The organism is Rhodococcus sp. 105337, assembly GCF_012844225.1.
Lineage (GTDB): Bacteria > Actinomycetota > Actinomycetes > Mycobacteriales > Mycobacteriaceae > Rhodococcus.
The window spans coordinates 1-16,712 of the sequence record NZ_JABAGQ010000013.1 but is presented as its reverse complement, the minus strand read 5'-3'; the positions used below and the strand labels follow the sequence as shown (position 1 = coordinate 16,712).

Sequence of the window (16,712 nt, the reverse complement as noted above, 5' to 3'; positions counted from 1 at the left end):
GCCTGCGGGGTCAGGGGCGGATGGTGACGGAAATCGGCACGAATCCCCCGCCGTTGTCGCGAGGCTCCGGGGGCGTCGGATCCGTGGGCGCCGACGGGTCGGGCCGCGGTGGGAGATACCGCGCGAGCAGTTCGCGTACCAGCGCGATGAACGCCGCGAGCTGGGACGCGAGGCGTGTGAGCAACTCGTGGTTCTCGCCGTTGACCAGCGCCGCCACCGCACACACCGGGCACCAGGAGCATCCGGTGGTCGCCGGCCGCCCGGATTCGCCTGCGTCGGCGTGCGCTGCCGCCTTCTCCGGAACCGGGTCCGGGACGTCGCCGCGACCGGCAAGTTGTTCGGCCACGCCGTCCATGTAGTCGAGAACCGTGTCGGCCAGGACCCGCAAGTCGGCGAGGAGGGCGTCGTGGTCGTTCTTGCTCACTGCGGCCACACCGCCGGGTCGGGCACGAAGCGCACGAGCAGATCGGTGCCGTCGAACTCCGCGTCGGACACCGTGCATCTGCGCAGCACCGAGGCGAGGTGCACCCGGCGGCGGATGCCGTCGGCACCGACCACCAGGTGGTCGTCGACTCGTCCCAATGTCAGCGACGCCGGGTCCGCCAGCGGCAGATACATCCGCATCGCATACACCGCGTCCACCCCCGTCCCCGATTCGTGCTGTACGCGAACCCGTTCCACGCCGTCGCGAAGGGTGGCCGGATCGCAGAGATCCCGGATATCGGTCGCCAGGTCTCCGAGAGACGCCCACCCTACCGGTTCTTCGTCGCGTTGCTCACACCCGACCACCGGCACCTCGGTGACGATCGAGGTCATCTCGTCGAGCACCGCCAGTTGGTCGGCACGCCGGCGCGCGAGCCACCCGGCTGCCGGACCGTCGCCGTCGAATGCCGGCACGATCCCGTTGGCGACGACGGCCTCGAGTGTCAGGCCGATCAGAGCGGCCCACGAGCGGAGCCGGACCATCTCCGCACGACCCGCACGGTCGGGAGTGGAGACGAGCACGGCGGTGGTCCTGTCCGGGTTCTCGAACAGGTCGCGGGTGGCCGCGATCCCGGAGAGAATCCGGTCGAACAACGCCACGACGACCGTCAGGCGCGGGTCCGGTCCGATCGCCGCCTCGACGCGGCTGTGCTGCGGCCAGATGCGGTCCATGTAATCCGAGATCGTGCGCGGCGCCGCGAGCATGCGCACCGCGTCGGCCGATGCGGGGGCGTCGACGATCACGGTGTGCCAGCGTCCGCTGTCGGCCAAGCGCGCCACTTCCGAGAGGCCGAGCAGTTCCTCCACCCCGGGAAGGCCGGTGAGTTCTTCGGGCGCGGGCAGAGCGAAGCGGTCGCCGTGCTCGTGGCCCGCGGCGACGGACGCCAGCGACGCCAGGCTCGCGAAGCGTTGCTCGAGCAACGCGAGCGAATCGACCTCGATCAGGTCGACTCCGTCGCCTGCCGAGCGCACACCTTCACCGGGGGCGACGTCGAGGACGCCGGACAGCGAATGCGCCTGGTCGATCGAGGCGATGAGCACCGGTGCGCCGGTGCGGGCGATGCCGAGCGCCGTCGCCGCGGCCAGCGTGGTCTTGCCTGCTCCGCCCTTGCCGAAGAACACACGCACGCGCGCGGGGGTGGCCTCGCTCGAGGTGCTCAGCCCTCCACCTGCTTCTTCAGTTCCTTGAGCGCGGTGTCGGTGATGACCTTCTCCGCCTTGCGCTTGAACAGTCCGATCATCGGGATGTTGACGTCCACGGTGAGCTGGTAGTCGACGACCGTTCCGCCGTCCGGGGTGTCGTTGAGAACGTACGAGCCGGACTGCGCCTTCTGGATCTCTCCGGATTCGAGTTCCCAGCTCACGGCGCGGCCGTCTTCGGCCCACTGGTATCGCAGGACGTACGTGTCCTTCACGATTCCGGCGTCGAGCACGAAGCGGACCCGGTCGGCGAGACCGTCCGGCCCGGTGCTCAGTACCTCGACGGTTTTGGCGGCTTCGACCCATGTCGGGTAGGCGGCGAAGTCGGCGATGACAGCCATGACCCGATCGGCCGGCGCATCGATGGTGATCGACCTCTTGGTCTTATCGGCCATGCGATGAATGCTCCCTTTCGTCCGTCCACCCGACACGGCGCGCTCGGCGCCGTCGCCGTTGTCTACCACACACCGTATCCGGCGGCTACGACCTCACAGGCGCGGGGATTCGCCCGCCGGACGACCCGCCTCGAGGCGTGCCTTCACCTCGAACGCCATCTTCTTTCCCGCGACGCGCCGCTCGCGGGTGATGCCGGCGATGTTCAGCGATGCGATGCGCGACGGTGCGACACCCGTCGGTTCACAGTGCAGGAAGTAGTGGACGACGGCTCCGTCGAGAACCGGTTCGATCCACACTTCCATCGTTCCGTTCAGCGGGCCTGCGACGGCCCACCGGATGCCCTTCTCGGCTCGGTCCTCCCGGACTGTGAGCGCGAGCTCGGGCCACCACTCGCGCCATCGCGCGGGCGACGCCAGCGCGGTCGCGATCCGTTCCGGGGGTGCGGCGATGAAGGTTTGGTCCGCCACCTGAATGCTGCTCACGGGGACAGCTTCACATATCCGCCGAGGGTGTCCGTCCGTCGCCCCGCCGATCGGGATCCGTCGCCGAAGGCGCAGGGTCCACCTCGAGGAGCCGGCGCAGCTTTGCGCCCAGTACGTCCCATTGCCACTCTGTCGAGACCCATTCGCGTCCCGCCGCACCCATCGTCGCGGCCCGGTCCCGGTCGGCGAGGATCCCGCTGACGGCTGTCGCGATCGCGGTCACGGACGTGCCGTCGACGACGAACCCGGTCTCCCCGTCCCGCACGGTTTCGGGCGCGCCCCCGGACCGCCCCGCGACCACGGGGACACCCGTCGCGGACGCTTCGAGATACACGATGCCGAGTCCTTCGACATCGAGTCCCCCACCCCGGGTCCGGCACGGCATGGCGAACACGTCGGCGATGGTGTGATGCGCCGCGAGTTCGGCGGCGGGAACGCCACCGGTGAAGACGACGTGGTCGGTGACACCGGTGCGGTGCGCGAGGTCGCGGAGCCGGTCCTCGTAGGGGCCACCGCCGACGATGACGAGGACCGCGCCGTCGATCCGGCGCCGGATCTCGGGCAGCGCGCGGATCAGCATGTCCTGGCCTTTGCGCGGCACGAGCCGCGACAGGCACAGCACCGTCGGGCGGTCGCCGAGCCGGTACCGGGCGCGCAACTCGGCGCGTGCGACCGGGTCCGGGCAGAAGACGTCGGTGTCCACGCCCGACGGGAGGTGCTCGAGCGCGGCATGCGGGCCGAACGCCGACGCGAATCGGCTGCGCGTGTAGCGGCTCACATAGGTGATGGTGTCGGTGTGGTCGCCGATCCGGCGTAGCGCCTGACGTCCGCCCGGCACCATCGACCAGCCGACCTCGTGACCGTGGGTACTCGCGATCACGCGCTGCGCCCCGGCGCGTCGCATGGCGGGAGCCATCAGCGCCAGCGGTGCGGATGCTCCGAACCACACGCTGTCGCAGCCGTACTCGGACACGAGCCGCGCGGCGCGTCGAGCGACGTCCGGGGTGGGGAGCATCAGCGTCGTGGGATGCCGCACCACCTCGTACGGCTGCTGCGCGTCGAACGTCACGTGACTGTCCCCGCGCCAGCGAGGCGCATAGACAACGAGATCCTCGGCACGCAACTGCCCGGCGAACGCCTGCAGGTACGACTGGATACCGCCGGGTCGGGGCGGAAAGTCATTCGTGACCAGCAGAGTTCGCGACATGGCTACACCGTAGCGATGTCCGGACCGGATCCGGATGGACGGGTCGGCTCAGCCCACGGTGAGTCGTTCGGAGACCCAGTCGCCCCACCGGCCGACGTAGTCGCCGGTCCCGAGTCCCACGACCTCCCGGAGCGCGTCGTCGACCTCGTCCGGCTCGGCCGGTCCCGTCGAGAGCGCCCGGTACAGCGACGTCAAACTGTCGACGCCGAACTCCTCGGCGGTGAATGCCGCGACCGACCACGCCTTCTCGTAGGCGCTGCGTGCGCCCTGACCGGCGGTGAACTCGGCATCGTCGGGTAGCGCACGGGGCAGGCCGTTGCGGAGGGAATCCTGGACGAGGGTCGGTGCGATCCGGCGAAGGTCGTTCGCGGTGACGCCGCCCGCGGGGTCCGTGCCCGTTCCGCGGTACCCGATGTAGTCGGCATATCCCTCGAGGACCCACAGCGGGGAGCCGTCGACCGTCTCGGTCCGGGTGGCGATGTGCACCATCTCGTGCCGCAGCAGTGCGCGCAGACCCTGACGGGTGAGGCGTTCCCCGGCATCCGGAGCGAAGACGATCCGCTGCCCGGTCGCGGTGTCCGTCCCCGGCCGGACGGCGTCCGAGACGGCGACGGCCGCGATTTCCTCCCCGTCGTGGCGGGTTCCCACCTGGTGTGTGAATTCCTCCCGCGATCCCGTCGCGACCACGAGGGCGCGCCGTGACCATTCCTCTCCCCATACTTCGGAGACGGCGTCGACGGCGGAGTCGAGTTCGGTCGCCGTCGCCTCGATGAGGTCGTGGCGGTCGGTGGGTCCTATCACCAGCGAGCGGCCTCCGGCGGTCGCGACCTCCGCGACGTGGAGGGGTCCGTGGTCCCAGGGGCCGCGCCACGTGACCGCGCCGGGGATCACGGGTGCATCGTCTGCGAGCAGCCATCCGCCGGACCGCTCGACGAACAACGCCGTGACGGGACGGCGGGTCGGTTCCTCGTCTACGCCGTCGACCGCGTAGCGGAGATAGACGATGTGCGCGCGCACCGGGTCCGCGCCGAACGCGGCGGTGAGCGTCGTGGGTACGTCGAGGTCCGGTTCGGGTCCCATCTCGTATCCGAAATCGGCGAGGGGCACCGCCCGGAGCGACTCCGCGCGCAGCGTTTCGGACTCGAGCAGCGCTGTGGCGGCCGGGTCGATCACCGACGCCAGCGCGTCGCGGTCGGCGCGGCGCACCGCATCCGCCCAGCGATCGACCAGCGACTGCAGTTCGGTGCGGGTCGTCTGATCGGTGTCGGCCGAGTCCGCGGGTGCGACGACGAGCAGCACACCGGCAGTGACGACGGCGAGGACGAGCCCGGCCAAGCCGAGACGTTCCCACCGCCGATGACGGTTTGTCGACGCAGGCGCAGGCACGGCGGCCAGTGTAAGGGGCCGCCCGCCCGGTCAGTAGCGGCGTGCGCTGTGGAAAGGGAAGCTTGCCATCGACTGCACCTTCACCGGCACACCGAACGTGGACGCGTGCACGATGTTGCCGTCGCCCGCGTAGAGGCCCACGTGGGAGGCGTCGTCGTAGAAGATCACCACGTCGCCGGGCTGAAGGTTGTCGCGCGAGACGGGAATGCCACCCTGTGCCTGGGCCTGGCTCGAGCGCGGCAGGGTCTTGCCCACCTGGTTGTACGCCCACACGACGAGACCCGAGCAGTCGAACTGGTTCGGTCCGGTCGCGCCCCACACGTACGGGTCGCCGATCCGGGTCATGGCAGCGCGGAGCGCTCCCCCACCGGTGCCGGGGACGAGGTGCTGCAGGATCGTGTCGGCGTCGAGACCGGGCGGGAAGGGAGTGCCCGCGAGCACTTCCTTTTCCTGGTCGCTCAGCGCGTCGAAGGCGTCGAGGACGCCGGCGATATCGGATTCGAGTTCGGCCTTGCGGCGTTGCAGATCGTCCCGGAGTACCTGTGCCTCCTCGGCGGCGACGGCGGCGGCTTCCGCAGATCGCTGTGACGAGGCGGCCACTTCGGCGGCCGCGGCCGTGGCGACCTTGAATCGTTCGACGTCGCGGGCCGTCTGGGCGCCGAGGACGTCGAGCAGCACCATCTGGTCGAGCATCTGCTGCGGGGAATCACTGACCATGAGGGCGAAGAGCCGGTTGGTGCGGGCACCCCGGTAGTTCGCCTGCGTGAGTTTGTCCACGGTGGGCTTGAACCGGGCGACCTCGGCGCGCGCCAGATCCAGCGCGTCGCGGTCCTCGGCGGCGACCGCCTCGGTGGACTGCTGGTCGGCGATCTTCTTCTCGAGGTCCAGCCCGGCGTTGTGAAGGGCTTCGGTGGTCTGTTCGGACCGACGGGACAGGTCCGCCAGGTGTTCGAGCTTTGCTGTGGGGCTGTCGTCCACCGGCTGCGCCCCCGCGGGCGAGGTGGAGACGGCCAGTGCCATCAAGACCGCAACCGCCAGCAACGCACGAATTGCCTGCTTCGTCCTATCGGAAACCACGAAGGCGCATCCTTTCCAAAGGTCTCGATGAGGTTACGGAACGGCATACGTTTGTGTCTACCCGGTGGTAGCAACCCGGACTACGACGTGAGGGTGGGCCCGGCCTGAGCCGGACCCACCCTCACGTAGCTGCATACCGACGGATCAGAAGCGGCGTGCTCCATCGACCGGCATCGAGTCGAGCGGCGCGATCTTCACCGGCTGGCTCGAGGTGGACGCGTGCACGATGTTGCCGCCACCGACGTAGATCCCGGTGTGGCTTCCGCCGTAGAACGACACGACATCGCCCGGCATCAGGTCGGAGATGTTCACGGCCTGACCGGCAGATGCCTGGTCGTAGCTGGTGCGGGGAACGTTCAGTCCGGCCTGCTGGTAGGCCCACTGCACGAGACCGGAGCAGTCGAACGAGTTCGGGCCGGCGGCGCCGTACACGTAGGGGGACCCGATCTTGCTCTGGGCGGCGTCGGCCGCACGCTGGCCGACCGAGGTGTACGGAGCGGTGAATGCCGCAGGCGCGGGGGCGGTTCCGGCCTGCTGGGGGATGAGGTTGGCGACCTCGGGCGGCAGGGTGACGCCGGCGGGGAGGTCGAAGGATCCCACACCGGGGATGGTGACGGTGTCCGCCATGGCGGGGCCGGCCGAGACGGTGACTGCGCCGAGCGCGATGGCTCCGGCGACGAGCGCGCGCCGAACGGTGCGCTTGTTGTTCTGCGAAACCACGAGGGGGGTGCTCCATTTCTTCCGTTCACCCGCCGACCGAGTTAGCTGACGGGTTCGGGCCGGAAGTCAGCCCTACCCTTCGCCGGCGAGCGGCTGAAGGGATTCACCCCAGGTACTAAGTGGGTCCCCGGCTCGGATGCTCCGCGACTGGAGCCTCCGATTAGGCGGTGACCGAGCGGCTCCGACACGGGAGTGGGCCGGAAAACTCTCCGCTTGGTCTCGAGAAGATTACGAAACGGCAACGGAGAAGTCGAGTGCCTCGCGTGAGCATTGTCCCTTTTGGTTTAATTTTCGTCACTTTTTCGCCCGGCGCTCCCTTTCGGTAACGAAGCAATAACGACCGGTCTGCTTTACCGCTGCCGCCGCGCGCGCCGCGGCGGGGCCCACCATGGTTCCTACGACGTCCGTGCGGACGCCTTCCCAGGTCTCCGGCCTATTATCCCGGCGGGCGTGCCCCCACGGTCGCCCCGTGCCGGCGCGGCTCCCGCGCCGGGCCGATCGGTATGTTTCGGGGCAGTCCAACGGCCCTGTGTCCCAAACCGAAAGACCCCTGTGACGCTCGTCTCTTGCGCCCGTCCAGACCCCTGCCGGCGTCGTTTTCCGAGGTGATGTCACGGCCCGGGCACACGCCGTGACGGAGGGGCCGGAGGCCGTGTCGGTGCCGATTCCTAGGCTCGCCGCATGACGTCGCCGCCACGGTTCACCGAATCCGGTCGCGGAGTCCAGCTCGGCTTCGACGAATTGGACACCCCGCTCCGAGACACCACCTTCGTCGTCGTCGACTTGGAAACTACCGGGGGCCGGGCGGGCGACGACGCGATCACCGAGATCGGCGCGGTCAAGATCCGCGGTGGAGAGGTCCTCGGCGAGTTCGCGACGCTGGTGGACCCGGGACGTGCGATCCCACCGCACATCGTGCAGCTCACCGGCATCACCACCGCGATGGTGTACGCCGCACCGAAGATCGACGAGGTGCTGCCGGCGTTTCTCGAGTTCGCCGCGGGTTCGGTACTCGTCGCCCACAACGCCGGATTCGACGTCGGTTTCCTCAAGGCCGCGACTGCCCACTGCGGCGCGGCGTGGCCGCGTTTCCCCGTGGTCTGCACAGTCAAACTGGCGCGTCGCGTCCTCGGCCGCGACGAGGCACCCTCGGTGAAACTCTCGGCACTCGCCCAGCTCTTCCGCGTCTCGACGCAGCCGACACACCGCGCGCTCGACGACGCCCGCGCCACCGTGGACGTCCTGCACGCGCTCATCGAGCGCGTCGGCAATCTCGGCGTCCACAGTCTCACCGAGCTCCGGGACTACATCCCGGCCGTCACCAGCGAACAACGGGCCAAGCGCACGCTCGCCGCGCACCTGCCCCGGCGACCGGGTGTCTACATGTTCCGCGGACCGTCGGACGAAGTGCTCTACGTCGGCACCGCCGTCGATCTCCACCGCCGGGTCCGCTCCTACTTCACCGGGTCGGAGACGCGTCCACGGCTGCGTGAAATGGTCGCGGTGACCACCCGCATCGACCACGTCGAGTGCGCCCACGGCCTCGAAGCGGGTGTGCGCGAACTCCGGTTGCTCGCAGCGCATGCGCCGCCCTACAACCGCCGCTCGAAGTACCCCACCCGCGGGTGGTGGATCGTGCTCACAGACGACCCGTTCCCGCGTTTCGCGGTCAGCCGCACCCCCGCGACCGATGCGATCGGGCCGTTCTCGGCGCGCACAGCGGCGTCCGAGGTCGCGGCCCACCTCGCCGAACTGTGCGGGATCCGCACCTGTACGCGCCGGATCGGCCGTACGGGCAAGCACGGGGACCGGTGCCTGCCCGAGGCCGTGGGTGCGTGTGCAGCCGCGACCTTCGGAGTTCAGGACGCGGCCGCGTACTCGACGCAGGTCGAACGGGCCCGCGCCGTGATCCGGGGTAGCGACGACGAGGTTCTCCGCGACCTGCACGGCCGGCTCGACCGGCTCGTTCTCGACGAACTGTTCGAGAATGCGGCACGTCTGCGCGACCGCGCGGCCGGCACGCTGCTGGCCCTGCGACGCACCCAGCGACTCGCCGCGCTCGCCGCGGTGGACGAACTCGTCGCGGCGCGTCCACGCGACGAGGGCGGGTGGGAGTTCGCGGTCGTGCGGGCGGGAAGACTCGCCTCCGCCGGGGTGGCGCCTCGGGGGGTGCCGCCGATGCCCGTCGTGGACGCGATCGTCGCGGCTGCGGAGACGGTGCGACCGATCCCGGGGCCGTTCCGGGGCGCCTCACCCGAAGAACTGGGTCTGGTGGCACGCTGGCTGGACTCCGGGGGCGTCCGTATCGTCCGCACCAGCCACGGGTGGTGCGAACCGGCTCTCGGCGCCGGTCGCTGGAACGAGTGGGCCGAGAAGGCACGTGACGCCCGCGCGGTATCGGCGGTGGCGCCCGACGAGCGGACGACCACCTAGTCTGATGGAACCCGAGGAAGGCAAGGAGCCCTCATGATCAACGCCATCGTCCTGATCGACGCCGAAGCGCACCGCATTCCGGAGACCGCGCAAGCGGTGGCCGACCTGGCCGGGGTAGACAAGGTGTACTCGTGCGCCGGGGACGTCGACCTGGTGGCCCTGGTGCGCGTCCGCGACCACGAGCAGATCGCCGAAGTGGTCACGCGCGGCATCAACAAGGTCGAAGGCGTGACGAAGACCGTCACGCACATCGCTTTCCAGTCCTACTCCAGCGCGGACGTGGACGCGGGTTTCTCGATCGGTAGCTGATCCGCCCGGCGGACGAGTGTGGGCCCGGACTCCGACGAGTCCGGGCCCACACTCCGTTCGCGTACTCCTTATATTCCCGGCGCGGCACCGAGCCGGGTGGTCACCTCGGACCACGTGCGGAGGACTTCTTCGGCCCGGCCGGTGTCGATCGCGGCAGCAGCGGCCTCGAGTCCGGCCGCGAGTGCCTCCTCGAGACTGTCGCCGATCCCCCGGAACGCTGCGATCGCGCCGGCCGCGTTCAGCAGGACCGCGTCGCGCACCGGCCCGGTCTCCCCCGCCAGGACCGCGCGGGCGATGGCGGCATTCTTCTCTGCGTCTCCGCCGCGTAGCGCCTCGAGCGGTACCCGGGTGATGCCGAGATCGGTCGGGTCGAGGGTGACGACCCGGACCTCGCCGTCCCGCACGATGTGGACGGTGGATGTGGTCGACGTGGTGAGTTCGTCGAGGCCGTCGTCGCCGCGTACCACCAGCGCGGAGTTCCCGCGCTGGGCGAGCACACCGGCGACCGTGCCGACGAGGTTCTCGAAAGCGCATCCGATCAGACCCGCGCGCGGGCGCGCCGGGTTGGTCAGCGGCCCCAGCACGTTGAACGCTGTCGGGATGCCGATCTGCTTGCGCGGGGCCGCGGCGAACCGGAGCGCGGGGTGGTAGACCGGCGCGAAGCAGAAACCGATGCCTGCCTCGGCGACCGACTGGGCCACCGCCTCCGGCCCGAGGTCGATGTGGACGCCCAGTGCCTCGAGCACGTCGGCGCCGCCGCTCTTCGACGATGCCGCCCGGTTGCCGTGCTTGACGACGCGGATGCCGGACGCCGCGACGACGATCGCCGCCATCGTCGAGATGTTCACGGTGTCGGCGCGGTCACCGCCGGTGCCGACGACGTCGACCACGTCGTTGTCGACGGGCACGAGCCGGGCGTAGCCGAGCATGGTGTCCGCGAGCGCGCGCAGCTCGTCGGGGGTTTCCCCCTTCATCTTCAGCGCGACACCGAAGGCGGCGATCTGCGCGGCGGTCGCGTTGTCGGAGAAGATCTCCTCCATCGCCCACTGTGCTTGTTCGCGCGAGAGATCGTGCCCGGCAGTCAGCGCACCGAGGACCGACGACCAGGTGGTCCCCGTCCCGTCCACCACTCGAGTCGCGTTCATCGCACCTGACCTCGCCGCATGCCGCTCCCTACCGGGCACCGGTGTGCCCTCCGCCGCGAAGCTTAGTCAGGCGATACCGGGGGCTGTAGCGCGTCCCACCCCAGCGCGGTGCCACCGAGTCGCTGCGCGAGCGAGACCATGCGGGACTTCTCCTGGGCGCAGTGCATCGCGTCCAGAACCTGGGTGCGCTGCAACACCAGTGCTGTCAGGCTTTCGTCCCCGGCGACCGGCGCCTCCATCGGGGCGCCGCTGACGGTATAGCCGTCCTGTGCGGCCAGTTCGACGGCTCGGTCGACAGCGTCGGGCGGAAGGGTGAGATGGTGGCGCAGTACCGCCTCGTCGGATTCCGTCCAATACGGCTCCGATTCGGCACCGCGCGTCAAGGCCGTCGAACACGCCTCGGCGTCGTCGAACGAGGACACCACTACGACGAGATCCGTACGCTCCCGGTCGAGGGGGGCCCGGCGCCTGGACACCATCGCGCGGAGCCGGTCCCACAAGCCACTTCCGGTACTCATAGCACCAGGTTCGCACGTCCCCCGAAGGCCCGCACAGTGACCCCACCAGGGAAATTATCTGGGCGCGACCAGCACTGACGCGCCTATTTCGGCCCCGATTGCCCAAGACGTACTACGACGGGTCATACTAGCCAGCGTGACGAGCGCAGTAGGGACTTCAGGATCTGCAATCACACAGCGCGTGCACTCGTTGAACCGGCCCAACCTGGTCAGCGTCGGCACCATCGTGTGGTTGTCCAGCGAGCTCATGTTTTTCGCAGGGCTCTTCGCCATGTATTTCGTGGCACGGGCGCAGGCGCCGGAGGGCATGTGGCCCCCGCCGCCCACCCACTTGAACCTGTGGCTGGCGGTTCCGATCACCACGGTGCTGATCGCCTCCTCCTTCACATGCCAGATGGGCGTGTTCGCTGCCGAGCGCGGCGACGTCTTCGGGCTGCGACGGTGGTACCTGATCACCCTCGCCATGGGCACGTTCTTCGTGCTCGGGCAGGGCTACGAATACATCACGCTGGTCTCGGACGGCACGTCCATCTCGAGCAGCGTCTACGGCTCGGTGTTCTACATCACCACCGGCTTCCACGGCCTCCACGTGATCGGCGGCCTCGTCGCCTTCGTGTTCCTGCTGGTCCGTACCCGCGTCAGCAAGTTCACGCCCGCGCAGGCCACCGCAGCCATCGTCGTTTCGTATTACTGGCACTTTGTCGACATCGTGTGGATCGCACTGTTTGCCACGATCTATTTCATCCGTTAGCCAGCTGAACGCACAGGCAGCCCCCTGACGTCCAGTCCGTCCCAAAACAAAAAGGGATACAGATGAGTTCATCCCCACCTCTCGGTTCCGAGGGTGACATGCCCGGTCGATCCTCGACAGCTTCCGCTGCCAAGTCCCGCCGCCAGCGCAAATTCCGCCGGCGCGTCACGGGCGCCCTGGTTCTGGCGGTCGGCCTGCTCAGCGCCGGCTTCCTCGCCTCCGCGTTGACCCCTGCCCCGCAGGTGGCCACTGCGCAGGACGATCAGAGCGCACTGATCCGCGAGGGCAAGCAGCTCTACGAGACCTCCTGCGTGACATGCCACGGCATCAACCTGCAGGGTGTGCAGGACCGCGGTCCCACCCTGATCGGTGTCGGTGAGGCAGCCGTCTACTTCCAGGTGTCCTCCGGTCGCATGCCGGCCTCGCGCAACGAGGCCCAGGCGCTCCGCAAGGAACCGAAGTTCAACGCGGCCCAGACCGACGCCCTCGGTGCCTACATCCAGGCGAACGGCGGCGGCCCGACGGTCATCCGTGACGAAGACGGCGAGATCTCCCAGTCTTCGCTCCGTGGCAACGACATCGGCCGCGGTTCGGAACTGTTCCGCCAGAACTGCGCTTCGTGCCACAACTTCACCGGCCGCGGCGGCGCGCTGTCGTCCGGAAAGTTCGCGCCGAACCTCGATCCGGCCAATGAACAGCAGATCTACACGGCCATGCTCACCGGGCCGCAGAACATGCCGAAGTTCTCCGACCGTCAGCTGACGGTCGAGGAGAAGCAGGACATCATCGCGTACGTCAAGTCGGCCAGCGAGACGACGAACCCCGGCGGCTACGGATTGGGCGGGTTCGGCCCGGCCGCCGAAGGTCCGACGATGTGGGTCATCGGCATTGTCGCCGTCGTCGGCGCTGCACTGTGGATCGGAGCAAGGTCATGAGTGGCGGCGAAACGCCGACTAACAAGCACTCGGTCGAGAACCTCGAACAGATGAGCCGCGACGACCTCGTCGCGCTCGGGACGAATCTCGACGGTGTCGATGTCGCATTCCGCAAGGATCGGTGGCCCGTCGAGGGCACCCGCGCCGAGAAGCGCGCCGAGCGAAGCGTCGCGATCTGGTTCGCGCTCGCCGGCATCGCAGGTATCGCGTTCATCGCGATCTACCTGTTCTGGCCGTGGGAGTACCAGGGCCCGGGCGACCCGAACTACACCCTGTACAACCTGTACACCCCGATGCTCGGCCTCACCCTGGGTCTGTCGATCCTCGGTATCGGTGTCGGCGCGGTGCAGTTCACGAAGAAGTTCATCCCCGAAGAGGTGTCGATCCAGGATCGCCACGACGGCCCGTCGACGGAGGTCGATCGCAAGACGATCGTCGCCGAGCTCGCCGATTCGCTCGACACGTCGACGCTCCCGCGTCGCAAGCTGATCAAGCGCACCGCGATCTTCGGCGGCGGCGCACTGGGCGTCGGCCTGATCATGCCGCTCGGCGGCTTGATCAAGAACCCGTGGGCACAGGGCGACAAGTCTCCGCTGTGGGTCTCGGGCTGGACCCCGAACTACGAGGGCGAAACCATCTACCTGCGCCGCGACACCGGACGGCCCCAGGACATCGTCCTGGTTCGCCCGGAGGATCTCGACGCCGGCGGCATGGAGACGGTCTTCCCGTTCCGTGAATCCGACCGTGGCGACGACCACGCGCTGCTGCAGAGCCTTCGCGGCATCCGCAACGCCGTCATGCTCATCCGTCTGCGCACGGAGGATGCCGAACGCGCCATCAAGCGCAAGGGCCAGGAGAGCTTCAACTACGGCGACTACTTCGCCTTCTCGAAGATCTGCACCCACCTCGGCTGCCCCACCTCGCTGTACGAGCAGCAGAGCAACCGCATTCTCTGCCCGTGCCACCAGTCGCAGTTCGACGCACTCGAGTACTGCAAGCCGATTTTCGGTCCCGCTGCTCGTGCACTGCCGCAGCTGCCTATTACAGTGAACGAAGAGGGCTTCCTGGTCGCCAACGGTGACTTCACCGAGGCACTCGGCCCGGCATTTTGGGAGCGTCGCCCGTGAGTACTGCAACTCCATCCCGCGCCGCACAGGCCGCCGAGAACATCGATTCCCGGTATCACCTGTCGGCAGGCATCCGTCGGCAGATCAACAAGGTCTTCCCGACACACTGGTCGTTCCTGCTGGGCGAGATCGCGCTCTACGCGTTCATCATCCTGCTGATCTCCGGTGTCTACCTGACCCTGTTCTTCGACCCGTCGATGGCTCACGTCGTGTACGACGGCGTCTACCAGCCGCTGCGCGGCGTGGGGATGTCCCGTGCCTACGAGACCACCCTGAACCTGTCCTTCGAGGTTCGTGGCGGCCTGTTCGTCCGGCAGATCCACCACTGGGCTGCCCTGATGTTTGCCGCGTCCATCGTGGTGCACCTGCTGCGCATCTTCTTCACCGGTGCGTTCCGGCGTCCTCGTGAGGCCAACTGGGTGATCGGCTCGCTGCTGCTCATCCTGGCGATGTTCGAAGGCTTCTTCGGTTACTCGCTCCCCGACGACCTGCTCTCCGGTACCGGTCTCCGCGCCGCGTTCTCCGGCATCACGCTGAGCATCCCGGTCATCGGCACGTGGATGCACTGGGCCCTGTTCGGTGGCGACTTCCCGGGTGACCTGATCATCCCGCGCTTCTACGTCCTGCACGTCCTGCTGGTTCCGGGCATCATCCTGGCGCTCATCGCCGCGCACCTCGCGCTGGTGTGGTACCAGAAGCACACCCAGTTCCCCGGCCCCGGCCGCACCGAGCAGAACGTCGTCGGCGTGCGCATCCTCCCGGTCTTCGCAGTGAAGTCCGGTGCGTTCTTCGCGATGACCTTCGCGGTCCTCGCGCTGATGTCCGGCCTCCTCCAGATCAACCCGGTCTGGAACATCGGCCCGTACAACCCATCGCAGGTCTCCGCAGGTTCTCAGCCCGACATCTACATGATGTGGACGGACGGCCTGGCACGTATCTGGCCGGCATGGGAGCTGTACCTGTTCAACCGCTACACGATCCCGCAGCCCTTCTGGATCGCCCTGATCATGGGCCTGGTGTTCGTGATCCTGACGATCTACCCGTGGATCGAGAAGCGGTTCACCAAGGACGACGCACACCACAACCTGCTGCAGCGTCCGCGCGACGTGCCGGTTCGTACCGCCATCGGCGCGATGGCCCTGGCCTTCTACGCGGTCGCGACCATCATGTGTGTCAACGACATCATCGCGTACAAGTTCGACATCTCGATCAACGCAACGACGTGGATGGGCCGTATCGGCCTGGTCGTGCTGCCGCCGCTCGCGTACTACATCGCCTACCGGTTCTGCCTGGGCCTCCAGCGCAGCGACCGCCAGGTCCTCGAGCACGGCATCGAGACGGGCATCGTCCGTCGCCTGCCGCACGGTGAGTACGTCGAGATCCACCAGCCGCTCGGCCCGGTGGACGAGCACGGCCACCCGGTTCCGCTCGAGTACCAGGGCGCCGCGATCCCGAAGACGATGAACCGTCTCGGTACCGCCGGTAAGCCCGGGGCCGGCAGCTGGTGGCGTCCGGACCCCGCTGAGGAGACGGCTGCACTCGAAGCGGCTCATCACGAGGCCGAGGCCGAACTGCGCACCACGCTCCGTGAGTACCAGGAGCGCGTGCACGGCGAGTCGAACGGTTCCGAGACGACGACGAACCTGCCCGACACGAAGCACTGACCGGCACGTTTCATCACGAGTGGGGCCCCGAACCTTCCAAGGTTCGGGCCCCACTCGTGTGCAGGGACGCTAACGCTTCCCTCCCCCACCGGCGGCGTGCATCCCCCAGCCCGCCAGCAGTGCGGCTTCCATCGCGGCGTCGAGCAGGTAGGTCTTGGGGATCCTGCCTGCCGGCACGTAGATCAGGTCCACGGCCAGGAGGGTCGCGGCTGTGGCCACGCCGACCCGTCGAGCATGGCGGTGCCCTTCGGGACTGTCCTCGGCCCGCAATTGCGCGATCCCGTTGCCCACTAGGAGCCCGGCGACGGTGTATTGCAGCCACCGATCCACCTTCGCCCCGAAAACGGCTTCGAAACTCTGCCTGTGTACAAGGGGCCACAGCCCTCCGGCGACATTCAGCGAGCCGTGAAGCCGGGCGAGGCGGTGGCCGAGTGTGTCGCTACCCGGTGCGATCGTTGTCATCGTGGTGCCTTCCCCCCGCGGAGCCGCTCCCCGGCGGCCCTGTACGTCACTCGGGATCGGTCTCCTCGGGATCGTCTTCCCCTTCGGCCTGGTCCGGCTGCAGGGGTGCGCCGGACCGGAGATTCTCTGGATCGGCGTCCGGATCCTGGCTGGGGTCGTAACGGTCTGCGGGTCCTTCGGTGCTGTTCATGGATATCGGGTTTCCGATGCCCGGCCCGCCAAACCCAGGCCCGCCGAACCCGGGCGCCGGTCCGACCCGTTCGCTGTGTGTCAGCGCCGCCGGGCGAGTCCCTTGGAGACCGTCCGCTTCGACACCGTCCGTATCGCGACGCCGAGTCCCGGATAGTGCCCCGTGGAGTGGTGGACTTCGGATCGGCTCTGCAGTAGACGTAGTGATCAACGAGTCGTGCTGGATAC

18 protein-coding genes and 1 riboswitch are annotated in these 16,712 nt (G+C 68.4%); of the genes, 6 read left to right on the top strand and 12 right to left on the bottom strand.

Annotated features, from left to right (window positions below; all coding sequences use genetic code 11):
* Positions 1-10: 10 nt before the first annotated feature.
* The 8 genes from HF886_RS17930 to HF886_RS17895 form a co-directional block, all read right to left on the bottom strand.
* Complete coding sequence (locus HF886_RS17930) at positions 11-424, bottom strand: hypothetical protein (protein WP_169620185.1); 414 nt, start codon at positions 422-424, stop codon at positions 11-13.
* Positions 421-1,611 carry an ArsA family ATPase gene (locus HF886_RS17925; RefSeq protein ID WP_169653056.1) on the bottom strand — a complete coding sequence of 397 codons (1,191 nt, stop codon included), beginning with the start codon at positions 1,609-1,611 and terminating at the stop codon, positions 421-423. The genes HF886_RS17930 and HF886_RS17925 overlap by 4 nt, the downstream gene beginning before the upstream one ends.
* 29 nt (positions 1,612-1,640) lie before the next feature.
* Positions 1,641-2,078: an SRPBCC family protein gene (locus tag HF886_RS17920; RefSeq protein WP_169620187.1), complete on the bottom strand. Its 438-nt coding sequence runs from the start codon at positions 2,076-2,078 to the stop codon at positions 1,641-1,643.
* A gap of 93 nt (positions 2,079-2,171) precedes the next feature.
* A complete protein-coding gene (locus tag HF886_RS17915; RefSeq protein ID WP_169620188.1) occupies positions 2,172-2,561 on the bottom strand; it encodes a polyketide cyclase / dehydrase and lipid transport in 390 nt (129 codons plus the stop codon).
* Positions 2,562-2,571: 10 nt separating this feature from the next.
* Positions 2,572-3,768, bottom strand: a complete 1,197-nt coding sequence (locus HF886_RS17910; protein ID WP_169653055.1) for a glycosyltransferase family 4 protein — start codon at positions 3,766-3,768, stop codon at positions 2,572-2,574.
* 48 nt (positions 3,769-3,816) lie between these two features.
* Positions 3,817-5,154, bottom strand: a complete 1,338-nt coding sequence (locus HF886_RS17905) for a hypothetical protein (RefSeq protein ID WP_169653054.1) — start codon at positions 5,152-5,154, stop codon at positions 3,817-3,819.
* 30 nt (positions 5,155-5,184) lie between these two features.
* A complete protein-coding gene (locus tag HF886_RS17900; RefSeq protein ID WP_169653120.1) occupies positions 5,185-6,174 on the bottom strand; it encodes a C40 family peptidase in 990 nt (329 codons plus the stop codon).
* A 201-nt stretch (positions 6,175-6,375) separates the two neighbouring features.
* A complete protein-coding gene (locus HF886_RS17895; RefSeq protein WP_169620191.1) occupies positions 6,376-6,951 on the bottom strand; it encodes a C40 family peptidase in 576 nt (191 codons plus the stop codon).
* A 14-nt stretch (positions 6,952-6,965) separates the two neighbouring features.
* Positions 6,966-7,128: riboswitch (cyclic di-AMP (ydaO/yuaA leader) on the bottom strand.
* A 504-nt stretch (positions 7,129-7,632) separates the two neighbouring features.
* Between HF886_RS17895 and HF886_RS17890 the strand changes: the two genes are divergently transcribed.
* Together HF886_RS17890 and HF886_RS17885 are read left to right on the top strand one after the other, a co-directional pair.
* Positions 7,633-9,384, top strand: coding sequence for a DEDD exonuclease domain-containing protein (locus tag HF886_RS17890; RefSeq protein WP_169653053.1), 1,752 nt, complete (start codon positions 7,633-7,635; stop codon positions 9,382-9,384).
* Between the two features lie 33 nt (positions 9,385-9,417).
* Complete coding sequence (locus tag HF886_RS17885; RefSeq protein ID WP_072699135.1) at positions 9,418-9,693, top strand: Lrp/AsnC ligand binding domain-containing protein; 276 nt, start codon at positions 9,418-9,420, stop codon at positions 9,691-9,693.
* Positions 9,694-9,761: 68 nt separating this feature from the next.
* Here the strand turns inward: HF886_RS17885 and trpD are convergent, their stop codons facing one another.
* Together trpD and HF886_RS17875 are read right to left on the bottom strand one after the other, a co-directional pair.
* Positions 9,762-10,838: an anthranilate phosphoribosyltransferase gene (gene trpD / locus HF886_RS17880; protein ID WP_169653052.1), complete on the bottom strand. Its 1,077-nt coding sequence runs from the start codon at positions 10,836-10,838 to the stop codon at positions 9,762-9,764.
* A gap of 62 nt (positions 10,839-10,900) precedes the next feature.
* Entirely contained in the window at positions 10,901-11,356 is a 456-nt protein-coding gene (locus HF886_RS17875) for a hypothetical protein (protein WP_240955208.1), read from the bottom strand.
* A gap of 136 nt (positions 11,357-11,492) precedes the next feature.
* On the opposite strand from HF886_RS17875, the gene HF886_RS17870 reads away from it, so the two are divergent.
* The 4 genes from HF886_RS17870 (at position 11,493) to HF886_RS17855 (ending at position 15,833) form a co-directional block, all read left to right on the top strand.
* Complete coding sequence (locus HF886_RS17870) at positions 11,493-12,107, top strand: heme-copper oxidase subunit III (RefSeq protein ID WP_169620194.1); 615 nt, start codon at positions 11,493-11,495, stop codon at positions 12,105-12,107.
* A gap of 62 nt (positions 12,108-12,169) precedes the next feature.
* Complete coding sequence (locus HF886_RS17865) at positions 12,170-13,042, top strand: cytochrome c (RefSeq protein ID WP_206036642.1); 873 nt, start codon at positions 12,170-12,172, stop codon at positions 13,040-13,042.
* Positions 13,039-14,169, top strand: a complete 1,131-nt coding sequence (locus HF886_RS17860; RefSeq protein ID WP_169620195.1) for a ubiquinol-cytochrome c reductase iron-sulfur subunit — start codon at positions 13,039-13,041, stop codon at positions 14,167-14,169. Before HF886_RS17865 ends, HF886_RS17860 begins: the two co-directional genes overlap by 4 nt.
* Positions 14,166-15,833: a cytochrome bc complex cytochrome b subunit gene (locus tag HF886_RS17855; RefSeq protein ID WP_169620196.1), complete on the top strand. Its 1,668-nt coding sequence runs from the start codon at positions 14,166-14,168 to the stop codon at positions 15,831-15,833. The genes HF886_RS17860 and HF886_RS17855 overlap by 4 nt, the downstream gene beginning before the upstream one ends.
* Before the next feature lie 69 nt (positions 15,834-15,902).
* On the opposite strand, the gene HF886_RS17850 is transcribed toward HF886_RS17855, so the two are convergent.
* Positions 15,903-16,295: a hypothetical protein gene (locus HF886_RS17850; protein WP_169620197.1), complete on the bottom strand. Its 393-nt coding sequence runs from the start codon at positions 16,293-16,295 to the stop codon at positions 15,903-15,905.
* Between the two features lie 46 nt (positions 16,296-16,341).
* Entirely contained in the window at positions 16,342-16,485 is a 144-nt protein-coding gene (locus HF886_RS17845; RefSeq protein WP_169620198.1) for a hypothetical protein, read from the bottom strand.
* Positions 16,486-16,712: the final 227 nt, after the last annotated feature.